Here is a 23329-nt window from a genome sequence, read left to right on the forward strand (position 1 = left end):
TCCTCTTTCTCGGTGGTGCCGGTGGTGCCGGTGGTGCCGGCGGCACCGGATTGACCCGGTCGGATCATCCGGATGGTGTGGTGGGTGGGATTGCCGCTACCGCAGCAGGCGCCCGATGGCATCGGTGGCCTCCTTGACCTTGAAGTCGATGGCTTCCGCGCGGAGTTCCGGGTCGGGTTCGGAGGCGGCGCCCACGACGCAGTGACCGATATGCTCCTCAACGAGGCCAAGGCTCACTGCGTGCAGGGCTTTGTTCACTGCCGCAACCTGGGTGAGGATGTCGATGCAGTACTTGTCCTCATCCACCATCCGTGCGATTCCGCGGACCTGGCCTTCAATGCGTTTGAGCCGGCGCAGATATGCCTCTTTGTTCGAGGTGTAGCCATGCTGGGGGACGGTTTCCGCGTCCGCAGTCAGGGGTCCGGCGTCTTCTGCTGAGTCCATGTCCTCAACATATACCCCCGAGGGGTATATTGCAAGTACCCCCCGGGGGTATGAAATGCGGCTGTCAGGCCGGATATCACCGTTCGGCGGCCGGTTCCTGGGCCGGCGCCCCGCGGCCGATGCTGCCGATGCCGAGCAGGGATGCGGCGGCGACGGCCGCGGCGAGGACTCCGAGGCCCAGGGGCAGTGCTGAAGCTGTAGCCACGGCACCAACCAGGAGGGGACCACCGGCGTCGCCCAGCTCCCGTCCCAGCTCGGCTGATCCCATGGTCCGTCCCAAACGCTCGGGCGGCGTGGTGGAGGCCAGGTGCGCGAAGCCCAGCGGCGTGGCAACACCGATGCCCGTGCCGATGGCAGCCGCTGCGCAAAAGATGGTGACCGGCCCCGGAAACAGCGCCACCGCGGCGATTCCGGCCGCCGTCAGCAGCAGCCCGGCTGTCATGCCGGGACCGTCATGGAGCCGTCCCTGATCGCGCAGGCGGCCGATCCAGGGTTGAGTGGCAGCGGAGGCGAGTGCCAGCACGCTGACGGCGGCCACGGCCGCCACGGGATCCAGGCCGTGCCGCGTTGCCAGCGCGGGAAGGAATCCAATGGCTGTTCCAAGGGCTCCGGTGGCTGACGCAAGAACGAGCGTCGGGACGAGGAAGCTCCGATGCGTTATCTGGCGGGCAAGATCCAACAGCGTGTACCGCGGCCGGGGTAGAGGAGCGAGTTGCGGCAGCGTCACCATCGCCCACACGGCAGTGGCCGCCGCGAGGACGGCCAGGGCGGCAAAAAGGAGGGTGAAGCCGCCCAGGAAGATCAGGCCGGCACCGATCAGCGGGCCCGCGACGTAGCCCAGGCTCTTCCACGAGCCGTAGCGGCCGAAATACGTCCCTGCGTTGCGGCCGGCAAGCCTCGCCACCATTGCCGAGGACGCCGGCGAAAACGCCGAGGCAGCGGCGCCCTGGCCGATCCGGGCGAGCCCGAGCATCAAGGGGTTTGAGCCCCACAATCCGATCAGAGACATCAGTGCGAAAGCGAAAAGCCCTGCCACGACCACCGGCTTCGTGCCGATGCGGTCGCTCAAAGCTCCGAAGACCGGTTTCAGCACCACTTCGGCGAGGTCATAAACAGCCAGGAGGATACCCAGGTTGAGCAGGCTCAGTCCAATATCACCGCTGTGGGCGCCCATCCCGGCTGCGATGCTGTGCGCACCAAAGGCTGTGACAAAGCCTGCGGCATACAGCGGCGCGGTGACAGCCGCGGTCGGCGTGGGAATTGGCGCTGTGGTCACGGCTTTGCTCCTGGCAGGCGGCCGGCGCCGCTTTTCGCTTGATTATCCCCGGAATCCGGCCTGCACATTAAAAAGCTCCGGAGTGCGTTATTGGGGGATACGCACTCCGGAGCAGCTTATGGGGCAGGTCCAACATCTTCCTGCGAACTCCAGCTTACTTGGCGGTAGCGGTGAGCGCCACCACCTTGAATAACTACTTTCGCTTTACTTTCACAGGGGCTTTCGTCCTGTCTTCCTGCCCCGTATCTCTTCAGGCGGACCGCCGCCCAGGCTGAGCTGGGTGGCATGGAAGTCGAAATGTTCGATGGGATAGGCGTAGACCTCTGCCAAGGACATCCACGGTGTGAAGAACGGGTCCCAGCGGTCCGGAAAGGACATGCCGCGGGCCATCGCGGCAACTGTCTCGCGCCGCATCCGCCGCTCAAGGGAGCGCGTTACCCGCCGGAGCTTCGCGGCCATCCGCCTGCGGTTGTACACGCGTGCCGCAGCCTTGGATCCGAGGTAATTGACGACGTCGAACGGTGCGGTTCCCGCGTTCAGCATCCGCGAAAACCCCCGGCTCAAAGGCGCCGGGAGGACCCCGAAAATCCGGACCAGGGGCAGCAGGGCCTGCACCACCATGTAGCCGAAAACCATATGGAACAGAAGCTCCTCATTGGTCCAGCGGGTGCCGTCGCTGCTGCGGCGGAGGTCCGCGTCGGACGCGGAGGCCAGCCAGTGCTCGAGTTCCCTGCAGTTGCGCTCGTAGCCGTGCAGGACCTTCCCCGGAGCGGCGGTCACTCGGGGGTGTCCCGGTGGGCGCCCATATGTGCCGGGACCACCAGGACGGGGCGGTCCTGGTGGTGGGTCAGCCACGCAGCCACGGAACCGTTGAGGGCCGCCGAGAGGCGGTGGCCCAGGCCCCGCTCGGGTGTTCCCACAATGATCATGGAGGCGTTGGCCTCCGCTGCCACACGCCCCAGGGCGCGGGCGGGGTCGCCGGACAGTATCCGCAGTGTCCACTCCACCGATTTCGTGGCGCATGCGGCCCCCACGACCCCGCGGAGCTCTTCGCTCACGGCCCGGACGTCGTCGTCGTCCTTGTCCGGGTGCAGGGACAGCCGGTGCGCCGACCGTGCCGGGTCCCACTCGACCAGGTAGCTTGCCTCGTCCACGTAGGCGCACAACAGCGGAACGCCCAGTTTTTCTGCGAGGCCGGTGGCCGAGTGCAGCACTTCTGCGTGCTGGCCGGGCAGCACTCCGACAAGCAGGGGAGGCGGACCGCTGAAGCGTTCAGGAGACATACTCCATTGTGGCCCCGCCTGCATTCATTGAACAGCGCGGCCACGGCCGTTGGACCCTTGTACACCCCCTTGCCGCGGAATAACGTTGACGCATAGGGAGAGGTGGTCCGCGGTGGAAATCTACATGTGGTGGCTTGATCTGGACCTGGCCAGCAAGGAATGGCTGCGCGAGAATCTGCGCGCGGACGAAATGCCGTTGTTTGTGCTCCAAGGGATTGCCGAGGCGGGCGGACCGCACCCGGACACCGCTACGGGAGTCCTCACGAACGCGGACTGGGACTTCATCGAGACGCAGTCTGAATTCGTGGACTGACCCTGCAGGGCGCATAACGCCGCGCGAAAACCATTGCGGCCTCCGGGGCTGAGTGGTTGCATGGGGTGCATGGCCATCGAACAGAGTTATGTCCTAGCAATCGGAACCAAAAAAGGGCTGTGGCTGGCGACCAGCCAGGACCGGCAGACATGGTCCATGTCCGGCCCCCATTTCCTGATGAGCGAAGTCCCCAGCATCGGCATCGACACCCGTGACGGGCGTACCCGCATCATGGTGGGTGTCCGCTCCGAGCACTGGGGGCCCACTGTGGCGCACTCGGATGACCTCGGGGCGACGTGGACCGAGCCCGAACAGGGCGCCATCAAGTTCCCGAACGGCACTGACGCCGCAGTGGAGCGCATTTGGCAGATTTATCCGGACGCCGAGTCCCGCCCCGGAGTGGTCTGGGCCGGCGCCGAACCCATTTCCGTGTGGAAATCCACGGACGGGGGCGAACACTTCGAGCTCAACCGCGGACTCTGGGACCATCCGCACCGCAGCGAATGGGGCGCAGGGTACGGCGGAGCGGCCGCCCACTCAATCGTCGTCGATCCGTCCGGGGAAAACGTGCACGTTGCCATGAGCACCGGCGGCGTTTACCGCTCGCTCGACGGCGGCTCCTCCTGGGAGCCGCGGAACAAGGGAATCTCTGCGTACTTCATGCCTGATCCCAACCCTGAGTTCGGCCAGTGCGTGCACAAGATCGCGGCGGATGCCGCCGTCGAGGGCCGGCTTTACGCCCAGAACCACCACGGGGTGTACCGCACTGATGACAGCGGCGAGAACTGGGAGTCGATAGCGGAAGGACTTCCGGCGGATTTTGGCTTTGTGATGCTCACTCATCCGCGGCGCGCAGGCACTGCGTGGGTTGTCCCGCTTAAAGCCGACGGCGAACGCATACCGCCTGACGGGAAGCTGGCAGTACACCGGACGGACGATGCCGGGAAGACCTGGAAACGCCTTGATTCCGGGCTGCCGCAGGGCGAATACAACGCGGTGCTCCGTGACGCTGCCTCGGTTGATTCCGCAGAACCGGCCGGGGTGTACTTCGGAACGCGCGGTGGCTCTGTCTACGCCAGCCCGGACGAGGGCGAGCACTTCACCGAAGTGGCGTCACATCTTCCTGACGTCCTGTGCGTCCGCGCTGCGGTGGTGTCTGCGGCCCTGGTGCCTGGCGCTCCGGTACCCGCTTGAGGGTCCGTTGTGGCTGACATCAGCGTGGTGCTGCCCAGTGTCCTCCAGCCGCTCGCCGGCGGGCAGTCCATCCTGACTACGCCCGCCGACGGTGCGGTGACTGTGGGGTTCCTGCTGGACTCGCTGGCCGGGGATTATCCGGTGCTCGCGAGGCGGTTGAGGGACGAGACCGGTGCCCTCCGCCGCTACGTGAATATTTACGTGAACGGGGACGAGGTCCGGCGCTTGCGGGGACTGGAAACTGAAGTGGCTGCCGGCCAGGAAGTGGTGATCATCCAGTCCGTGGCCGGCGGCTGAGAGGCTCAGGCTACTCGCCAAATGCTGCATTCGTCCGAATTGATCGCCTTGCGCATCCCGGTCTGACGGTCCATGATCCATACGACCCCGATGCCCGGCGCAGTTTCCTGCACCCGGCCCCGGCGGATCACCACGTCGTCATAGCTGGGGCCCACCGAGAGGCGGGCTTCGATCTCGTCGCCGCGGTGCAGCTGGTCCAGGGCGCGAACGCGGGTCACATGTGCTTTGGCTTCCTTCAACATGGCGGGCCTCCTGAGCTGGAGCTTGTGCTGTTGCCTGCAATTGCCGGCATATCCAGTGTCCTGCGCCATTGTTGCCGCCGCGTTTCATCCCGGTAATGGCCGCGTTAGCTTTCCGCGCCCGGGCTGTTTCCGCGCTCCGTGCCAGCTGAAGGAAACCTAACGCCGCGTCAGATCCGCCGGCGCTATATCCGCCTGTCGGCGGGTCGCTGGATCCGGAACCAGCGGTAGCCGTAGCGTTCCAGCTCCAGTTCGAAGCCACCGTCGTCCGCCAGCGGAACATTGTCGCCGTCGAGCAGATCCAGCAGGACGGCACCGCCGAATGTCTCCTCCGGATCTTCCGGCGAGGAAACCCTGGCCGCGACGGAGGCCGGCTGCGCGGCCATGTTGTGCGCCAGGACCAGCGTTGAACCGGCGCGGGTGCAGCTGTGCAGGAGAACGCCGGAATCGGACTGTTTGATGAGCTCGAAGTCGCCCCAGGCAAGCTCCGGGCTTTCCCGGTAGCTTCGGATGAGTGCGGCGATGAAATTCCACAGCGAGTCCGGGTCGCGCTTTGCCTGCGCGGCATTGATGTTCTTCGGCCCGAAGTAGCCGTCAACCACCCGAGCCACCAGCTTGTCCGCCGGGGCGGTGGAGAACCCGCCGTTTGCCGTGTCAGTCCACTGCATGGGGGACCGTACGGCGGAGCGGCCCTTCGCCCGTAGGTCCTCACCCATCCCGAGCTCCTCGCCGTAGAAGAGGACCGGGGTTCCGGGGAGGGAGAACATCAGCGAATAGACCATGCGGATCCGGGCGGGATCGCCGTCGAGCATCGTTGGCAGGCGACGCCGGAGTCCCCGCCCGTACATCTGCATGTCCGGGTCGGGCCCGAAGGCGGCGAAAACCTCGGCGCGCTCCTCGTCGCTCAGCTTGTCCAGCGTCAGTTCATCATGGTTGCGGACAAACATGGCCCACTGGTTGTCCGGATGGATGGCCGGCCTGGCGGCGAGGGTTTTGGCCAGCGGCCGGGCATCCTCCCTGGCCAGGGACAGATAGAGGTTCTGCATGCTCAGGAAGTCGAACTGCATGTTCAGTTCGTTGCCGTCCGGCCCGCCGAAGTATTTCAGCTGCTCCTTGTAGGGGAGGTTGACCTCACCCAGGAGCACAGCACTGCCGTTGCGCCGGTTCAGGAAGCTGCGCAGTGCGGCCAGGTAGTCGTGCGGATCGATCTTGGCCGCATCCTCCTTGGACACGCCCTGCAGCTCCAGGAAGAACGGCACGGCATCCAGCCGGAATCCGTCCAGCCCCATCTGGAGCCAGAAACCCATGGACTTGGCGATCTCGTCCCGGACCTTCGGGTTGGCGACGTTCAGGTCCGGCTGGTGCTTGGCGAACATGTGCAGGTACCACTCGCCCGTGGCCTTGTCCCGGGTCCAGATGGACGTTTCCTCGCCGGGGAACACCACCTGCTCCGACGTGTCCGGGGGAGTGTCCTTCCGCCACACGTAATAGTCGCGGTAAGGGTTGTCCACGGACTTCCGGGATTCCCTGAACCAGGGGTGCTTGTCCGAGGTGTGGTTGATGACGAAGTCCGCGATCACCCGCATTCCCCGGTCCTTGGCCGTCCGGATGAACTCCACAACGTCGCCCAGGGTGCCGAGCCGCGGGTCTACGCCGTACATGTCGGTGATGTCGTAGCCGTCGTCCCGGTCCGGCGAGGGGTAGAACGGCATGAGCCAGATGCACGTGACCCCCAGGGCCGCAAGGTAGTCCACACGCTGGGTCAGGCCGCCGAAATCCCCGGTCCCGTCTCCGTCGTCGTCAAAAAAGGTTTCAGGGTCCAGGCAGTAGACCACGGCATTCTTCCACCACAGATCCGAAGTCTCGGCGATCCTCATGCCGTCACCGCCTGCGTCCCGCTGCCGGCCCGCAGCTGAGGCAGGACGTGTTCGGCGAACGCCTCGATGAAGGGCTTCTGCTGCTGGCCCACGAAGTGCAGGTAGAGCTCGTCGAAGCCCAGGTCCGCGTACTCCTGCAGCCACGTGGCGTGCTGGTCCAGGCTGGAGGAGATGTTGACGGCCTTGCGGACCTGATCCTCGCCGACGTCGGTGCTGACGCCGTCAAAGTGGGCCGCTGTGGGCAGGTCCCAGGGGATGGGCGGCGCAAAGACGTTGGACCGCCACTGGTCCAGGGCTGTGGAAACCGCGTCCTCTTCCCGCGGCGCCCAGGACAGGTGGATCTGGAGCACCGCCTTGCCCTTGCCGCCGTTGTCCCGGTAGGCGGCCAGCATCTCCTGCAATTTCGCGTGCGGCTGGTTGACGGTGACCAGTCCGTCCGCCCAGGCCGCCGCACGCCGGGCTGTCTGCACGCTGATGGCGGGGGCGATCAGCGGCGGCTTGGTTTCCGGAACGTCCCAGAGGCGTGCCTGTTCCACGGTGACCAGCCCGTGATGGGTGACTTCTTCGCCGTTGTGCAGGCGCCGGATGACGTCAACGCATTCCTCGAGCCGCTGCTGGCGGGTTTCCTTGGCCGGCCACGCGTCACCGGTGATGTGTTCATTCATGTTCTCCCCGCTCCCCGGAGCCATCCAGAACCGCCCGGGGAACATGTCCGCCAGGGTGGCCGAGGCGTGCGCGATGATCGCGGGGTGGTAGCGCTGGCCGGGAGCTGTGACCACGCCGAAGCGCAGCGAGGTGGTGGCCAGCGCAGCCCCCAGCCAGGACCAGGCGAAGCCGGAGTGGCCCTGCCGGGCGGACCAGGGTTCAATGTGGTCCGAACACATGGCGGCGTCGAACCCCGCCTGCTCCGCCAGTTGGACGTCCTGGAGCAGTTGGCCCGGGCTGATCTGTTCATGCGATGCGTGAAAACCGATAGTAGCCATCGTTAATGTCTACCGGCGGGGAAGACGCGTGTCGAGGAAAGCACCGGCGGAGCCGCGTCTTTCTGCATAGACTCTAGCCAGTACCGACCCGGGGAAGCGATGACTCGGGACAGCGATGACGCTGGAAAGGGAGTGGCTGGTGAAGCTAGGCATTGCGCGGGAACACCGTGAGGGCGAGCGGCGGGTTGCCGGAACACCGGAGACGGTGCAGCAACTGATTGGCCTGGGCCTTGAGGTCCTGGTCGAATCCCGGGCGGGAGCCGCGGCAGGCTACAGCGACGAGGCGTACGTCCGCGCCGGCGCCCGGATCGTCCCCGGCCTCGATCCCGGATCACTCGACATCCTCGCGCACGTACGGCCGCTGGAACCGGCGACGGCGGCGGCTTTGCGCCGCGGGGCCGTCACCGCCGGGCTCGCATCGCCGTCGTCCGAACTGCCCACGGTCCGGGCGCTGGCTGCCGCAGGGGTGACCTCATTCGCGATGGAACTGGTGCCGCGGATATCCCGGGCGCAGTCGATGGACGCACTGTCCTCCCAGGCCCTCGTGGCCGGCTACCGCTGCGTACTGGAAGCGGCCATCCGGCTGCCGAGGTTCTTTCCGCTCTTTATGACCGCGGCGGGCACCGTTCCGCCGGCGCGCGTGCTGGTGCTCGGCGTCGGTGTGGCCGGCCTGCAGGCCATCGGCACCGCAAAACGGCTGGGGGCGCGGGTCTCCGCGAACGACATCCGGCCCGCCTCGGCAGACGAGGTCGCCTCGATGGGCGGCACGTTCATCAAGCTCGACCTGGAGACGGCCGAGGCCGCGGGCGGCTATGCCCGCGAGCTCAGTGCGGACCGCGGAGCCCTGCAACGGCAGCTCCTGGCACCGCATGTGGCCCAGGCAGATGTGCTGATTACGACGGCGGCCGTCCCCGGCCGGAGGGCCCCGCTGCTGGTGAGCCGGGAAATGGTGCAGGGAATGCGGCCCGGCTCCGTCGTGGTGGACCTCGCCGCGGAGTCCGGCGGCAACGTGGAGGGATCGGTTCCCGGCCGGGATATCCAGGTGGACACCGCCGACGGCCAGGGCACGGTGACGCTGGTGGGCCTGAAGGACGCCGCATCCGCCATGCCCGCCGACGCCTCCCGGCTCTATGCGAAGAACGTGGCCAACCTGCTCGCCCTGGTGGTCCGGGGCGGAACCCTGTCCCTGGACTTCGGTGATGAGGTGGTGGCCGGCACGTGCCTGACGCACGACGGCGAGGTGCGGCACGGGCCCACGGCGGAGGCGCTGGCCGCGCTTCCGGGCGAACCAGTTCCGGGCCAACCGGTTCCCGCTGATCCCGGGAACCGCCGGTCCGACAACGAAGGGGTGGCCTGATGGACGGTATCAGCCTGCTCACGATCACCGTGCTGGCGGTTTTCGTGGGCTTCGAAGTGGTCTCCAAAGTATCCAGTACCCTGCACACACCGCTGATGTCAGGCGCCAACGCCATCCACGGGATCATCCTGGTGGGGGCCATCATCGTGGCCGGCCAGGCTGCGGACCCGTGGGTCCTTGGCGTCGCGCTGCTCGCCGTCGTGCTGGCCACGACCAACCTGGTGGGCGGTTTCGTGGTGACGGACCGCATGCTGGAGATGTTCCGCGGCCGCAAAGACGGGACGGGCCCGCGATGAGCATCCTGGACCCGACCTGGACGGGGCTCCTCTACCTGGTGGCCGCCGTGTTGTTCATCCTCGCCCTCATGGGCCTGAACTCGCCCCGCACCGCCCGCCGCGGCAACCTCGTGGGCGCCGCCGGAGCCCTTCTGGGCGTCGTCACAGTGTTCCTTTCGGCCCGGCTGGACAACATCCCGTGGATCCTCGGCGCGATTGCCGTGGGTTCCGTTGTGGCCGCCCCCGTGGCACGGCGCGTGAAAATGACCCAGATGCCGCAGCTCGTTGCCGCGTTCAACGGAGTGGGCGGCGGCGCGGCCGCCCTCGTGGCGCTGCTTGAACTGGCGCACACGGAGGACGCGTGGGTCCGCCTGGCCATCGCGTTCACCCTGCTGGTGGGTGCTGTGTCCTTTGCAGGCTCGGCCGTCACGTTCGCCAAGCTGCAGGAACTCATGACCACCCGGCCGGTGGTCTTCCCCGGACTGCCAGTGATCATGGGCGCGGTGCTGCTCGCCGCCGTGGGTGCCGGCACCGCCGTCGTCCTGACCGGTTCGCTGCCTCTGGCCCTGGTGCTGCTGGTGCTGGGACTCGCCGCGGGCATTTTCCTGGTGCTGCCTGTGGGCGGCGCGGACGTGCCGATCGTGATTTCACTGCTGAACGCCTTCACCGGCCTGGCCGTCGCGGCCTCGGGCCTGGTGCTGGGCAACGTGCTGCTGCTTGTTGCCGGCACGCTGGTGGGAGCGTCCGGCACCATCCTGACCCGGGCCATGGCCGCCGCCATGGGCCGCAGTGTGGCGGGCATCCTGTTCGGGGCGTTCAGGGGAGGTTCGACGGCGGGGTCCACCGCCGTCAGTGAGCGCCCGGTGCGCTCCTCCAGCGCGGAGGACGTCGCCGTGCTGCTGGGCTACGCGCAGCGGGTAATCATCGTTCCCGGGTACGGCCTGGCCGTGGCGCAGGGGCAACACACCGCAGCGGAACTGGCCAAGGCCCTGCAGCTGCGCGGAATCCAGGTGGACTTCGCGATCCATCCCGTGGCCGGCCGGATGCCCGGGCACATGAACGTGCTCCTGGCCGAAGCGAACGTGCCGTACGAGGAACTCAAGGAAATGACCGAGATCAACTCGGAATTCAAGACCGCCGACGTTGCCCTGGTGGTGGGTGCCAACGACGTGGTGAATCCCGCGGCCAAGACATCCTCCGGTTCGCCGATCTACGGGATGCCCATCCTGGAAGTGGGGGACGCCCGGCAGGTGGTGTTCCTCAAGCGTTCCATGCGTCCGGGCTTCGCCGGCATCGAGAACGAACTGCTCTACGAACCGCAGACCACGCTCCTGTTCGGCGACGCGAAGGATTCGCTGACGAAGGTGCTGGGGGCGGTCAAGGCCCTGTAGCAGCGGGGTCCGCCTCCGGAATGCTGCTGCGGAGGTTCCGGCCCTCCGGGGGTGGTGCGGAGCGGACGGCCGGGCAAGAATGGGCGTTATGCAACTGCCGGTGATGCCCCCGATCGCGCCCATGCTCGCCAAAGCCGTCAGCTCCCTGCCTGAAGTCCCGGATTCAGGTCCGAAGTGGAGCTTTGAACCCAAGTGGGACGGCTTCCGGTCCATCATCTTCCGCGACGGGGACGAGGTGGAGATCGGCAGCCGCAACGGCAAGCCCATGACCCGCTATTTCCCCGAGCTCGTGGAGGCACTGAAGGCGAACCTGCCGCCCCGCTGCGTTCTGGACGGCGAAATCATCCTGGTGGGTGCCTCCGGTGACCGGCTGGACTTCGAGGCCCTGCAGCAGCGGATCCACCCCGCCGCCAGCCGGGTGAAGCTCCTCGCAGCCCGGACGCCTGCCAGCTTTGTCGCATTCGACCTGCTGGCGCTCGACGACGAGGACCTCACCGGCCGCCCGTTCTCGGAGCGGCGCAGCATGCTGGAAAAGGCCCTCGCGGGCAGTTCCGCACCGGTCCACCTGACCTCCACCACCCAGGACAACGGCACGGCGCAGCAGTGGTTCCACCAGTTCGAGGGAGCCGGCCTCGACGGGATTGTTGCCAAAGCGCTGGACGGCAGCTACCAGCCGGACAAACGCGTGATGCTCAAGATCAAGCACGAACGCACGGCGGACTGCGTCCTGGCGGGGTACCGCGTGCACACCAGCGGTCCGGACCGGATCGGTTCCCTGCTGCTGGGGCTCTACAACGGCGAGGGCCAGCTGGCCAGTGTGGGTGTGGTGGGAGCCTTCCCGATGCAGCGCCGCAAGGACCTCTTTGAGGAACTCCAGCCCCTGGTGACTGACTTCGACGGCCACCCCTGGGCCTGGGCCAAGCAGGAGGAGGGCAGCCGGACGCCGCGGAACGCCGAAGGCAGCCGGTGGAGCGCGGGCAAGGACCTGTCCTTCGTGCCGCTCCGGCCCGAGCGGGTGCTGGAAGTGAAGTACGACCACATGGAAGGCGAACGGTTCCGCCATACCGCCCAGTTTGTCCGTTGGCGGCCCGACCGGGACCCGGAATCCTGCACTTATGACCAGTTGGAGGAACCCGTCAAGTATGACCTCGCCGAGGTGCTGGCCACCTGACCGCCTCAAAACTGCTGGTAAAACTGCGGCGGCCCGCCCCCGTGAGGGGCGGACCGCCGTCGTGACCTTCTTTTGCGCGAGACTGGCCGGAAGTTCAGGGAATCGCCGTGTCCCGTCCCGTCCCGTTTCGAAAAAGGGTCACGACGGCGGCTTCCGCAGGAACGCGCCTACTTCAGGCCGAGCTCCCGGGTGGGGGTCTTGAAGGATTCCTTGGCCGTGAGGGCCGAGATGGCAGCGATACCGCAGATGACTGCCGTGAAGATGCTGATCTGGACCCAGCCGCCGGGCTTGATGCCGCCCATGGCAGCCACGATCGCCGGGGCGAAGCCGGCCATCAGGAAGCCGAGCTGCGTGCCGATGGCCAGGCCGGAGAAGCGGACCTTGGTGCTGAACATCTCGGCGTAGAAGGACGGCCAGACGGCGTTGGAGGCTGCGTAGCCGAAGGAGAAGAAGCCGATGGCGGCCAGGAACATCAGCGGGACGCTGCCCGACTCGAGGCTCAGAAGGAAGACCGGGGTCAGGATCGCGCTGGCCACGGCGCCGTAGATGAACACCGGCTTGCGGCCGATCTTGTCCGCCAGCATGCCGAACAGCGGCTGGGTGCCGAGGGCCACGAAGTTGGCGCCGACCACGAGCCACAGGGTGGTGGTGCCGTCCACGCCGGCCACGGTCTTGGCGTAGCTGATGGCCAGGGTGCCGAACACGGTGGACACGGCTGCGATGAAGGCGCAGGCCACAACCCGGAGGACATCGCGCCAGTGGTGCTTCAGCAGGTCGGCCACTGGCAGCTTGGAGATGGCAGCGGACTTCTGGGCTTCGGCGAATGCCGGCGGTTCGTGCAGGGTGCGGCGGATGAAGAAGGCCACCAGGACCACCAAGGCGCTGAGCCAGAACGGGATGCGCCAGCCGATGCCGTACTTGACCTCGTCAGGCAGGGCGAGCACGGGGATGAAGACGAGGGCCGCGAGGATCTGGCCGCCCTGGGTGCCCGTGAGGGTCCAGGATGTGAAGAAGGAACGGCGGTTGTCCGGGGCATGCTCCAAAGTCATGGAGGACGCGCCGGCCTGTTCGCCGGCTGCAGAGAGGCCCTGGCAGAGACGGGCAAGCACCAGCAGGGCGGGAGCCCACCAGCCCACCGTGTTGAAGTCGGGGAGGCAGCCGATGAGGAAGGTGGAGGCTCCCATCAGCACCAGGGTGAACATCAGGACCTTCTGCCGTCCCACACGGTCGCCGAAGTGGCCCAGGATGACGGCGCCAACCGGGCGTGCCACGTAGGCGAAGCCGAAGGTGGCGAAGGACATGATGGCGGCGTTGGCATCAGCACTGGGGAAAAACACGTGCGGGAAGATCAGCGCGGCGGCGGAACCGAAGATGAAGAAGTCGTAGTACTCGACGGCGCTTCCCAGGAAGCTGGCGAGGGCTGCCTTCTTCGGGGTCCCGGCCGGTGCAGCGGTGCCCGGCGTCGTGGACGGGAGTGTCTGGCTCATGGTGTTCCTTTGTGTGACGACATTGTCGCGGATGGATCAGGATTCTCGCGGCTGCCGCGCTTCCTTGCTGGAGACCCAGCCGGAGACCCGGATGGAGGCTCTGCTGGCGGCGGCCGGTGGTCCATGTGAAGACCCGGACGAGTAGCCACATGGTGGAAGCTACTTGTGCGATATAGCAATGATGGCTGTGAGGGCTGTCACTTGTCAAGAAAAATGATCACCATCTAGAAATAGCTCTCACAATGTGGCAACATCAGGTTATGAGTGTGAATCAAAGCACAGAGCCGGACGTTGTGACCGGCCCGCCCGCTGAGGCCCTGTCGGAAACGCCGGCGAAAGCGCCGGCGAAAGCGCCGGCTAAAGCGGCAAGGGCGCCCAAGGCAGCCAAGGATGACTCCCGCACGGACATGGTGGGCAAGGCCCTGGGCCTCCTGGTCCTGCTGGGAGATGAGCCGCGAGGCGCCAGTGCGGCGGAGCTGTCCCGGCGGGCCGAGCTGCCCTTCAGCACCACGTACCGGCTGCTGGGCTCGCTCACGCGCGACGGTTTTGTGGACTACGAGCCGGACGGCCGCCGCTACCATCTGGGCCTGCGCGTCTTCCAGCTGGGTCAGCGCGTGTCTAACCACCATGGATTTGCCGGGACGGCGCTGCCCATCCTTCGCCGGGTCACCGAGAAGACCGGGGAGGCCACCATCCTCTCTGTCCGCGACGGAAACCATCACCTCACCGTCAACAAGGTGGACGGACCGCAGACCTTCCGCGTCACGAGTGATCCCGGGCACCTTGGCGCCCTCCACACCACGTCGGTGGGTAAGGCGCTGGTGGCTTTTGCCGAGGACGCCGAGCGGAAGCGCCTGGTGGAGGAGCTGGAACTTGAGCCGCTGACGGAATTTTCCATCACGGACCGTGAGGCCTTCCGGTCCGAGATCGAGCAGGTCCGCCGCCGCGGCTACGCCGTCATGGATGAGGAGAACGAGCTCGGCATGCGCGCCATAGCCGTTCCCGTCTTCAATGCCCAGGGCTACGCCTTCGCGTCGCTGGCCACGGCGGTACCCGTGTTCCGGCTCAGCCCGGAGGAGCTGGTGGCCCTTGTCCCCGTGCTCCAGGAGGCCGCCGCGGAACTGGCCGCACGGCTGCCGCAGCGATGAGCCGCACCGCCCGAAGTGGCAGTCGCCGGCGACACCACTTGTTCGCTATAAGAACATCAGTGCAAGATGTGAACATTTCCTGTACTGTAATCCCTATCACCCGGCCCGCGGCCGGCGCCCAGCGCGTCCCGGCAAGCCGAGTGCCGTTGTCAAAGGAGCTATACGGATGAGCAATCGGGCAGAGTCCTATCTGGTGGGCCTCGTAGGTGATGGCGTCATGCCGTCGCTCACGCCCCCCATGCACGAGCGCGAAGGCGACGTGCAGGGCCTGCGGTATCTCTACCGCCCCATCGACCTGCTGGAGCTGGGCCTCCCGGGTGAATCGGTGGGCGAACTCCTGCAGAGTGCCCACCGCATGGGCTTCAACGGCCTGAACATCACGCACCCCTGCAAACAGCTGGTCCTGGACCACCTCGATGAGGTTTCGCCGGACGCCCGCCGCCTGGGGGCCGTCAACACCGTGACCCTCCGGGACGGCCGCTTTATCGGCCACAACACCGACTTCTCCGGCTTCGCGGCCGCCCTCGCCTCCGGACTGCCCGATGCAAAGCTTGACCGCGTGGTCCAGCTGGGTGCTGGCGGCGCCGGGTCCGCCGTCGCGTACGCCCTGCTCACCGCCGGCGTCCGCCACCTTGACCTCGTGGACACTGACGCCGCCCGCTGCGCCGCACGCGCCGCCGAACTGGCCGGGTTCTTCCCGGACAGCACGGTTACGGCCCGCACGACGGCGGAGCTGCCGCAGCTGATGCCGCTCGCCGACGGCCTGGTGCACTGCACGCCCGTGGGCATGGCCGCCCACCCGGGCGCGCCGCTGGAGCTGTCGCTGCTGGAGTCCCGGCACTGGGTGGCGGACATTGTCTACCGCCCGATCGACACCGAACTGGTCCGCGAAGCCCGTGCCAAAGGCTGCGACGTACTGGACGGCGGACGCATGGCCGTGGGCCAGGCAGCCGACGCCTTCCGGATCTTCACCGGCCTCGAGGCCGACGCGGACCGCATGCGTGCCCATTTCCTGGAACTCGTTGCCGCCGAAGAGGTGACCGCCTGATGCGCACCGGAATCGCCACCGTGTGCCTGTCCGGCACGCTGAAGGAAAAAATGCAGGCATGCGCCATCGCAGGCTTCGACGGAATCGAAATCTTCGAGCAGGACCTGGTGACGTCCTCCCTGAGCCCCGAGGACGTCCGGAAGACGGCCGCGGACCTGGGCCTGACCCTGGACCTCTACCAGCCGTTCCGCGACTTCGACAGCGTTCCCGAGGACCTCCTCGCCGCCAACCTCCGCCGGGCCGAGGCCAAGTTCAAGCTGATGTCCCGCCTGGGCATGGACACCATCCTGGTCTGCTCCAACGTGGGCACGGCAACCATCGACGACGACTCCCTGCGCGCCGAACAGCTGGCCCGGCTCGCCGGACTCGCCGGGGACCACGGCGTGAAAGTGGCCTACGAGGCACTCGCCTGGGGCAAATACGTCAACGACTACGAGCACGCCCACCGCCTGGTGGAAACCGTGGACCACCCGAACCTGGGCACCTGCCTGGACTCCTTCCACATCCTTTCCCGGGACTGGGACACGGCGCCCATCGAAGCGTTCAGTGCGGACAAGATCTTCTTCGTCCAGGTGGCCGACGCCCCGAAGCTGTCCATGGATGTCCTGTCCTGGAGCCGCCACTACCGGGTCTTCCCGGGCGAGGGCCAGTTCGAGCTCGCCAAGTTCATGGGCCACGTGGTCCGCGCCGGATACACCGGACCGGTCTCGCTGGAGGTCTTCAACGACGTCTTCCGCCAGTCCGACGTCGAACGCACGGCAGTGGACGCCATGCGGTCGCTGATCTGGCTGGAGGAGCAGAGCGCCAAATGGCTGGACGCCAACACCCCGGCGGGTCCGGGTGCCGTAGGCACCCAGGCGGCCGGCCGCCGTCGTTATCCCATGGAACTGGCAACCCTCCCGCAGGTGGCAGAACCGGCCGGCTTCAACTTCGCCGAGGTCAAAGCGGCCGACACCGCGGGCCTGGAAAAGGTGCTGGGACAGCTGGGATTCGAATTCAACGGCAGACACCGCACCAAGGACGTGCAATTGTGGAGCATGGGCCACGCACGCGTGATCATCAATGAGGCTTCGGTCGATGCCGGGGACTCCTCACCGGCGATTGCCGCCCTCGGCTTCGACGTCGACTCTCCCGTGATCGCCGCGGCGCGTGCCCAGCAGCTCAAGGCGCCCGCCGTCCCCCGCAAGAGCCAGGCCGACGAAGAAGTGTTCCAAGGCTTCGCTGCGCCGGACTCCACCGAGATCTTCCTTTGCCAGGGCAGCCCGGACGGCACCGCAGCCTGGACCCGCGAGTTTGGCGAAGGCCTGGAGGTACCGGCCGCCGGCGGACGCAATGCGGTGATCGACCATGTGAACCTCGCCCAGCCGTGGCAGCACTTTGACGAAGCCGTGCTGTTCTACACCAGCGCCCTGGCCCTGGAACCGCAGCCTTTCGCGGAGGTGCCCAGTCCCAGCGGACTGGTGCGCTCCCAGGTGATGCTGACGGCGGACCGTGCCGTGCGCCTGGTGCTGAACCTTGCCCCGGTGATCCAGCAGGACGGCGCGGTTGCGGGCACCGCGCACCGGAAGACCTACCAGGAGCACATCGCCTTCGCCGTGGACGACCTCGTGGAGACGGCCCGTGCGGCCCGGGACCGGGGCCTGGATTTCCTGCAGATCCCGGCGAACTACTACGAGGACCTGGACGCCCGGTTCGACCTCGACCCCGCCTTCCTGGCCACGCTCCGGGACCTCAACCTGCTGTACGACCGCGACGCCGACGGCGAGTTCCTGCACTTCTACACCGCCACCGTGGGCAGCGTGTTCTTCGAAATGGTGGAGCGCCGCGGCGGTTACGACGGCTACGGTGCGCCCAACGCGCCGGTGCGGCACGCCGTCCAGTACGACCACCTGCACCAGCTGGGCCGCACCGCCTGAAAAGACCAACCATCTCCAACCAACAATATCAACCACTGAAAGGAGGCTGCTGTGCCTGAAGACATCAACCTTGAAATTTTCAACGCTGACCCGATCACCGAAGACGTGTCGGATGCGGCGCCCCAGGCCGAAACCGGAGCCGCACCGAAGACCTCCGCGCCGCTTGATGCCGCTGCGGAATCGCAGGCGGACCTCAGCGCCGAGATGAAGTCGATCGGCGAAGCATATGCGGAAGCACTCAGGAACGGGGCCAAAGCGGAAATCCAGCCCCGGCTGGACTACGCACCGTACCGCAGCAGCGTCCTGCGCCACCCGACCAAGGACCTGCACCACGCGGATCCGGAAACCATCGAACTGTTCTCACCGGCCTTCGGACACATGGACGTGCACGCGCTGGAATCGGACCTGACCATCCAGCACAACGGTGAGCCCCTGGGCGAACGCATCCTCGTCTCAGGCCGCGTGCTCGACGGCGATGGCCGTCCCGTGGCCGGACAGCTCGTGGAGATCTGGCAGGCCAACTCGGCCGGCCGCTACATCCACAAGCGGGACCAGCACCCCGCCCCGCTCGATCCCAACTTCACCGGCGTGGGCCGCTGCATCACCGGCGCCGACGGCTCCTACAGCTTCACCACCATCAAGCCCGGCGCGTACCCGTGGAAGAACCACCTCAACGCCTGGCGTCCGGCGCACATCCACTTCTCGCTGTTCGGGCAGGAATTCACCCAGCGCATCGTGACCCAGATGTACTTCCCCGGTGACCAGCTCTTCCCGCTGGACCCGATCTACCAGTCCATCGTGGACCAGGACGCCCGTGACCGCCTGGTGGCCACCTATGATCATGACCTCACCAAGCCTGAGTGGGCGATTGGCTACAAGTGGGACATTGTCCTGACGGGCTCCAAGCGGACCTGGACCGAAAACGAAGCGTTTGGCACAGATGGCGAAGAGGAGTAGTCGGATGAGCACCCCCACCAAGCTGACCCCCACCCCCGGACAGACCGTTGGCCCCTTCTACGGCTACGCACTGCCGTACGAAAAGGACCGTGAACTGCTGGCTCCGGGTTCACCGGGCTCCATCCGCCTGCAAGGCACTGTCTACGACGGTGCCGGCCACCCGATCCCGGACGCGATCCTGGAAATCTGGCAGCCGGATTCCGAGGGCAAGGTTGTACACCGGACCGGTTCGCTGGTCCGGGACGGCTACACGTTCACCGGCTTCGGCCGGAGCGCGGTGGGCAACACCGGCGTGTACACCTTCACCACGGTTAATCCCGGCCCCACCGAGCCCGGCGCGGCCGCCTTCATCTCCGTGGCCGTGTTTGCCCGCGGCCTGATGAACCGGCTCTTCACGCGGTTGTACCTGCCGGAGAACGAGGAAGCCCTTGCGGCCGACCCGCTGCTGTCCTCCCTGGACCCGGAGCGCCGCAGCACGCTGATTGCGCGCCGCGACGCCGATGGCGGACTCACCTGGGACATCCGGCTGCAGGGCGAGGGCGAAACCGTGTTCCTCGACTTCGAGGGTGCCTCCAAGTGAATGATCCTGACGTGTTCGGCGGCGACGTCGGACTCCTCAGTCCCGTGTCGGCGTCGCCTTTGGTGGCGGCGCTGACGGGGGACCGGGCGGTCCTGGCGGCGATTCTCGCCGTTGAGGCCGGCTGGGCGTCGGTTTTGGAGAAGGCCGGCCTCGCGCCCGCCGGCTCTGCCGCCGTGGTGGCTTCCGCAGCGGACGCGGACCGCTATGACGTGGCCGGCCTCGCCGTCCGCGCACAGGGCGGCGCCAACCCGGTCATCCCGCTGCTGGCTGACCTCCGTGCCCAGGTCAAGGCCCTAGACACGGACAATCTGGGCGCTGTGGGGGCCGTGCACACCTCGCTGACCAGCCAGGACGTGCTGGACTCGGCGCTGATGCTGCTGGCCAGGAACGCCGTTGCCATGCTCCTCGCCGACCTTCGCGGGATCACGACGGCGCTGGCGGCACTTGCGGAGCAGCATGCGGAAACGTTGTGCGTCGGCAGGAGCCTGACGCAGCACTCGTTGCCGTTTACGTTCGGGCTCAAGGCGGCGCAGTGGTTCCACGGACTGGCCGCCGCGGCCCGGCGCCTCGAGGCCGTCGAGCTGCCGCTGCAGACGGGCGGCGCCGCCGGAACGCTGGCCGCCGGGACAGTGCTGACCAAGGGGTCGGTGGACACAACCTTCGACCTCTCGGGCAACCTGGCCGCTCACCTTGGGCTGGCGTCAGCCCCGGGACCGTGGCACACCAACCGGCTGGCCGTCACCTCCCTGGGCGATGCCCTGGCAGCGGTGACGGACGCGCTGGGCAAGATCGCGGGCGATGTGCTGTTCCTCAGCCGGCCGGAAGTGGGAGAGCTCGCCGAACCCCGGGCCGCCGGGCGCGGAGTATCCTCGGCCATGCCGCAAAAGCAGAACCCCGTGCTGTCCGTGCTGGTCCGCAGCGCCGCACTGCAGGCACCGAACCTGGCCGCGCAGCTGCACCTGGCAGCGGCCAACTTCAACGATGAACGTCCCGACGGCGCCTGGCACAGCGAATGGCAGGCCTTCCGCCAACTCCTTCGACTGGCACTCGGCGCAGCCGGGCACCTGCGGGAACTCGCGGAGGGCCTGCAGGTCTTCCCGGATGCCATGCGCCGCAACCTGGAACTGTCCGGGCCGCTGCTGCTCAGCGAAGGAGTGTCCGCCGCCGTGGCGCCACTGCTCGATGAGCGGAACGGCCGAAACGGCAAGCAGCAGCTCCAGGACGTGGTGGACCGGACGCTCCAGGCCCCGTCCGCCGAGCAGTCCGAAACATACCGCCGGCTGCTGCGGGAGGCCGTTCCCGCCAGCGCCGTGTCCGACGAACGGCTGGAAGAACTCCTGGATCCTGCCAACTACCTGGGGCAGGCCGCTGAAATATCCCGCCGCATCCTGGCCGCTTTCCCCGAGTTTGCCGGCAGCGGCGGACCACCGGCCGACGCAGGCTACGCCATTCCCGCCGGAACAACCACCGAAACAGACCTGAACGGAGACCCCCGTGGCTAGACCAACAGTCAAGGCAGTACTGCTCTCCCCCCAGCGCCCGCTGGGGGACAAGCCCCTGCTGGTGGTGGGCCCGTCACTGGGGACGTCCTCGCTGCTGTGGACCCAGGCCGGCGCCCTGCTCGGGACCGACTACGACGTCGTCGCCTGGGACCTGCCCGGGCACGGCGTGTCACCGGCCGCGACGGAAACGTTCGACGTCGCCGAACTGGCTGACGCCGTCGTCGACCTCGTTGACTCGATTGCCCCGGGCGAGAGGTTCCATTACGCCGGGGTGTCGCTCGGCGGGGCCATCGGGCTGCAGTTGGGAATCAAGCACGGCGAACGCCTCAAGAGCCTGTCGGTGCAGTGCACCGGCGCCAAGATCGGCACGCCCGAAGGCTGGCTGGAGCGCGCGGAGACCGTCCGCACCCAGGGCACGCCCGTGATGATCCAGGGCTCAGCCGAGCGCTGGTTCGCGCCCGGCTTCATGGATCGTGAGCCGGAGCTCAGCGGCCGGCTCCTGCACTCCCTGCGCGATGCCGACCGTTTCAGCTACGCCTTCTGCTGCGAAGCACTTGCCGGCTTCGACGTCCGCGCCGAGCTGGGCAGTATCCGTGTTCCCACCCAGGCGGTGGCCGGCGCGGAGGACTCCGTTGTGCCGCCGTCGTTTGCCAAGGAGATCGTCGAAGGAATCACCGCCGGCGGCGGAACCGCAAACGCCGTGACACTGGAGGGAGTGGCACACCTGGCTCCGTTCGAGGCCCCCGCTCATGTTGCCGAACTGCTGCGGAGCCTCATCACCTGGAGTGAAACCAGCGGAGCGGCCAAGTGACCGGCCCGGGGACCCCCGGCGGGGGATCCGCCGGCCCGGAACGGCACGGGGTCGTCCAGCCGGGTGCCACCAGCCAGGAAATCTACGACGGCGGCATGGTGGTCCGCCGCGAGGTGCTGGGTGCCGCGCACGTTGACCGCGCCAACGCCAACAAGGACTCCTTCACCGAAGACTTCCAGGACATGATCACCCGCATCGCCTGGGGTGGCATTTGGACCCGGCCGGGCCTGACCCGGCAGATGCGCTCCGCCGTCACCATCACCGCCATGGTGGCGCACGGGCACTGGGAAGAACTGGCCATGCATATCCGCGCAGCCATCACCAACGGCCTGAGCAGGGACGAGATCAAGGAAATCCTGCTGCAGACTGCCATTTACTGCGGAGTTCCCTCCGCCAACACCGCTTTCAAGACAGCACAACAGGTTTTTAAAGAAATGGACGCCGCAGCAATGGACAACGCTGCAGACACCCCCACCACCCCCACTTCGCCCAACTAGCTCGCAGTTAATGTCGTGAAAGACGAGTTTCACGACATTAACTGCTACCCAGTTGGGGCCCGCCAGAATCAAAGGAATAGTTATGAATGAAGCTTTTGTGTACGACGCCGTGCGCACGCCTTTTGGGAAGTTCGGCTCCGGTTTGGCCGGGGTCCGCCCGGACGACCTTGCCGCGCACGTGATCGGAGAGATCGTGAAGCGCGCTCCGAAGCTCGACGTCGAGCGGATCGACGAGGTGGTGTTCGGCAACGCCAACGGCGCCGGCGAGGAGAACCGCAACGTCGCCCGGATGGGCACCCTGCTGGCCGGGCTTCCCGTTTCCATCCCGGGCACCACGGTGAACCGGCTCTGCGGATCCTCGCTGGACGCGGCGATTATCGCTTCGCGCCAAGTGAACGCCGGGGACGCGGAGCTGATGCTGATCGGCGGGGCGGAGTCGATGTCCCGTGCACCCTGGGTGCTGCCGAAAACCGAGAAGCCCTACCCCGCCGGGGACCTGACCCTGGCCTCCACCACACTGGGCTGGCGCCTGGTGAACAAGGCCATGCCCAAGGACTGGACCATCTCCCTGGGTGAGGCCACCGAACGCCTGCGCGAGAAGTACGGCGTCACCCGCGAGCAGCAGGACGAGTTCTCCGCGAACTCCCACAACCTCGCCGCCGCAGCCTGGGATGAAGGGTTCTATGACAACCTGGTGGCGCCGGTGCCGGGCACGGACCTGGTCCGCGACGAGGGCATCCGTGCCGGGTCCTCAGCCGAGAAACTCGCCGGTTTGAAGACCGTGTTCCGCACCGAGAACGGCACCGTCACGGCCGGGAACGCGTCCCCGCTCTCTGACGGGGCGTCCGCGGCCTGGATCGGGTCGGAGAACGCCGCCGGGATCCTGGGCATGGAGCCCGTGGCCCGGATCGCGGGCCGCGGGGCGCACGCGAACGATCCGCAGTACTTCGGCTACGCGCCGGTGGAGGCCGCGAACAAGGCCCTCGCGAAAGCGGGCATCGGCTGGGACCAGGTGGGCGCCGTCGAACTGAACGAAGCGTTCGCCGCGCAGTCCCTGGCCTGCATCAACGCCTGGGGCATCGACCACGCAATTGTGAACCGGCACGGCGGCGCGATCGCCATGGGCCACCCGCTGGGTGCCTCCGGCGGCCGCATCCTGGGCACCCTGGCCCGGTCCCTGCAGGCCTCCGGGGAACGCTGGGGCGTCGCCGCGATCTGCATCGGCGTCGGCCAGGGCCTCGCCGTCGTCCTCGAAAACGTCACCTCGGGAGCTAAGGGCTAAG

Annotated in this window: 24 protein-coding genes; 16 read left to right on the top strand and 8 right to left on the bottom strand. The window is 67.1% G+C overall.

Going from position 1 to position 23329, the window contains the following annotated elements:
- Positions 1 to 96: 96 nt before the first annotated feature.
- The 4 genes from JOE31_RS01800 to JOE31_RS01815 all read right to left on the bottom strand — a co-directional run bounded on the left by JOE31_RS01800 (position 97) and on the right by JOE31_RS01815 (position 3003).
- Complete coding sequence (locus JOE31_RS01800) at positions 97 to 444, bottom strand: metal-sensitive transcriptional regulator (RefSeq protein ID WP_209741863.1); 348 nt, start codon at positions 442 to 444, stop codon at positions 97 to 99.
- Between the two features lie 76 nt (positions 445 to 520).
- Positions 521 to 1720: an MFS transporter gene (locus tag JOE31_RS01805; RefSeq protein WP_209741864.1), complete on the bottom strand. Its 1200-nt coding sequence runs from the start codon at positions 1718 to 1720 to the stop codon at positions 521 to 523.
- Between the two features lie 210 nt (positions 1721 to 1930).
- Positions 1931 to 2500, bottom strand: coding sequence for a DinB family protein (locus JOE31_RS01810; protein ID WP_209741865.1), 570 nt, complete (start codon positions 2498 to 2500; stop codon positions 1931 to 1933).
- On the bottom strand, positions 2497 to 3003 hold the full coding sequence (locus tag JOE31_RS01815; RefSeq protein WP_209741866.1) for a universal stress protein: 507 nt from the start codon (positions 3001 to 3003) through the stop codon (positions 2497 to 2499). Before JOE31_RS01815 ends, JOE31_RS01810 begins: the two co-directional genes overlap by 4 nt.
- Before the next feature lie 112 nt (positions 3004 to 3115).
- Here JOE31_RS01815 and JOE31_RS01820 point away from each other — a divergent pair, with 112 nt between their 5' ends.
- The 3 genes from JOE31_RS01820 to JOE31_RS01830 are packed head-to-tail and all read left to right on the top strand — an operon-like array spanning position 3116 to position 4807.
- Positions 3116 to 3316, top strand: coding sequence for a hypothetical protein (locus JOE31_RS01820; protein ID WP_209741867.1), 201 nt, complete (start codon positions 3116 to 3118; stop codon positions 3314 to 3316).
- A gap of 60 nt (positions 3317 to 3376) precedes the next feature.
- Positions 3377 to 4510 carry a sialidase family protein gene (locus JOE31_RS01825; protein WP_209741868.1) on the top strand — a complete coding sequence of 378 codons (1134 nt, stop codon included), beginning with the start codon at positions 3377 to 3379 and terminating at the stop codon, positions 4508 to 4510.
- Positions 4511 to 4519: 9 nt separating this feature from the next.
- Complete coding sequence (locus tag JOE31_RS01830) at positions 4520 to 4807, top strand: MoaD/ThiS family protein (RefSeq protein ID WP_209741869.1); 288 nt, start codon at positions 4520 to 4522, stop codon at positions 4805 to 4807.
- A 5-nt stretch (positions 4808 to 4812) separates the two neighbouring features.
- On the opposite strand, the gene JOE31_RS01835 is transcribed toward JOE31_RS01830, so the two are convergent.
- The 3 genes from JOE31_RS01835 to JOE31_RS01845 form a co-directional block, all read right to left on the bottom strand.
- Complete coding sequence (locus JOE31_RS01835) at positions 4813 to 5049, bottom strand: hypothetical protein (protein ID WP_209741870.1); 237 nt, start codon at positions 5047 to 5049, stop codon at positions 4813 to 4815.
- A 182-nt stretch (positions 5050 to 5231) separates the two neighbouring features.
- Positions 5232 to 6923, bottom strand: coding sequence for an alpha-amylase family protein (locus JOE31_RS01840; protein ID WP_209741871.1), 1692 nt, complete (start codon positions 6921 to 6923; stop codon positions 5232 to 5234).
- A complete protein-coding gene (locus JOE31_RS01845; RefSeq protein WP_209741872.1) occupies positions 6920 to 7906 on the bottom strand; it encodes a TIGR03885 family FMN-dependent LLM class oxidoreductase in 987 nt (328 codons plus the stop codon). Before JOE31_RS01845 ends, JOE31_RS01840 begins: the two co-directional genes overlap by 4 nt.
- 139 nt (positions 7907 to 8045) lie before the next feature.
- On the opposite strand from JOE31_RS01845, the gene JOE31_RS01850 reads away from it, so the two are divergent.
- The 4 genes from JOE31_RS01850 (at position 8046) to JOE31_RS01865 (ending at position 12100) form a co-directional block, all read left to right on the top strand.
- A complete protein-coding gene (locus tag JOE31_RS01850; RefSeq protein ID WP_307864350.1) occupies positions 8046 to 9263 on the top strand; it encodes a Re/Si-specific NAD(P)(+) transhydrogenase subunit alpha in 1218 nt (405 codons plus the stop codon).
- Positions 9263 to 9559: an NAD(P) transhydrogenase subunit alpha gene (locus JOE31_RS01855; RefSeq protein ID WP_209741874.1), complete on the top strand. Its 297-nt coding sequence runs from the start codon at positions 9263 to 9265 to the stop codon at positions 9557 to 9559. The genes JOE31_RS01850 and JOE31_RS01855 overlap by 1 nt, the downstream gene beginning before the upstream one ends.
- On the top strand, positions 9556 to 10929 hold the full coding sequence (locus tag JOE31_RS01860; protein ID WP_209741875.1) for an NAD(P)(+) transhydrogenase (Re/Si-specific) subunit beta: 1374 nt from the start codon (positions 9556 to 9558) through the stop codon (positions 10927 to 10929). Before JOE31_RS01855 ends, JOE31_RS01860 begins: the two co-directional genes overlap by 4 nt.
- 88 nt (positions 10930 to 11017) lie before the next feature.
- The gene (locus JOE31_RS01865; protein WP_209741876.1) at positions 11018 to 12100 is read left to right on the top strand and encodes an ATP-dependent DNA ligase; all 1083 of its coding nucleotides are present in this window, start codon (positions 11018 to 11020) and stop codon (positions 12098 to 12100) included.
- A gap of 167 nt (positions 12101 to 12267) precedes the next feature.
- Here the strand turns inward: JOE31_RS01865 and JOE31_RS01870 are convergent, their stop codons facing one another.
- On the bottom strand, positions 12268 to 13587 hold the full coding sequence (locus tag JOE31_RS01870) for an MFS transporter (protein WP_209741877.1): 1320 nt from the start codon (positions 13585 to 13587) through the stop codon (positions 12268 to 12270).
- 260 nt (positions 13588 to 13847) lie between these two features.
- Here JOE31_RS01870 and JOE31_RS01875 point away from each other — a divergent pair, with 260 nt between their 5' ends.
- From JOE31_RS01875 to JOE31_RS01915, 9 genes are all read left to right on the top strand, one after another.
- A complete protein-coding gene (locus JOE31_RS01875; RefSeq protein ID WP_374100794.1) occupies positions 13848 to 14735 on the top strand; it encodes an IclR family transcriptional regulator in 888 nt (295 codons plus the stop codon).
- Positions 14736 to 14901: 166 nt separating this feature from the next.
- Entirely contained in the window at positions 14902 to 15783 is an 882-nt protein-coding gene (locus tag JOE31_RS01880; RefSeq protein WP_209741878.1) for a shikimate dehydrogenase, read from the top strand.
- Positions 15783 to 17699, top strand: a complete 1917-nt coding sequence (locus JOE31_RS01885; protein WP_209741879.1) for a bifunctional sugar phosphate isomerase/epimerase/4-hydroxyphenylpyruvate dioxygenase family protein — start codon at positions 15783 to 15785, stop codon at positions 17697 to 17699. The genes JOE31_RS01880 and JOE31_RS01885 overlap by 1 nt, the downstream gene beginning before the upstream one ends.
- A 105-nt stretch (positions 17700 to 17804) precedes the next feature.
- Positions 17805 to 18656 (top strand): protocatechuate 3,4-dioxygenase subunit beta, encoded by an 852-nt coding sequence (pcaH, locus tag JOE31_RS01890; protein WP_374100875.1) that lies wholly within the window; start codon positions 17805 to 17807, stop codon positions 18654 to 18656.
- 4 nt (positions 18657 to 18660) lie between these two features.
- Positions 18661 to 19236, top strand: coding sequence for a protocatechuate 3,4-dioxygenase subunit alpha (gene pcaG / locus JOE31_RS01895; RefSeq protein ID WP_209741881.1), 576 nt, complete (start codon positions 18661 to 18663; stop codon positions 19234 to 19236).
- Positions 19237 to 19247: 11 nt separating this feature from the next.
- Positions 19248 to 20738: a lyase family protein gene (locus JOE31_RS01900; RefSeq protein ID WP_209748064.1), complete on the top strand. Its 1491-nt coding sequence runs from the start codon at positions 19248 to 19250 to the stop codon at positions 20736 to 20738.
- Positions 20731 to 21549: an alpha/beta fold hydrolase gene (locus JOE31_RS01905; protein ID WP_209741882.1), complete on the top strand. Its 819-nt coding sequence runs from the start codon at positions 20731 to 20733 to the stop codon at positions 21547 to 21549. The genes JOE31_RS01900 and JOE31_RS01905 overlap by 8 nt, the downstream gene beginning before the upstream one ends.
- Positions 21546 to 22046, top strand: coding sequence for a 4-carboxymuconolactone decarboxylase (gene pcaC / locus JOE31_RS01910; protein WP_209741883.1), 501 nt, complete (start codon positions 21546 to 21548; stop codon positions 22044 to 22046). The genes JOE31_RS01905 and pcaC overlap by 4 nt, the downstream gene beginning before the upstream one ends.
- An 82-nt stretch (positions 22047 to 22128) precedes the next feature.
- Positions 22129 to 23328 (top strand): thiolase family protein, encoded by a 1200-nt coding sequence (locus JOE31_RS01915; protein ID WP_209741884.1) that lies wholly within the window; start codon positions 22129 to 22131, stop codon positions 23326 to 23328.
- Position 23329 lies beyond the last annotated feature (1 nt).

The organism is Arthrobacter sp. PvP023 (assembly GCF_017832975.1).
Classification (GTDB): Bacteria; Actinomycetota; Actinomycetes; order Actinomycetales; family Micrococcaceae; genus Arthrobacter.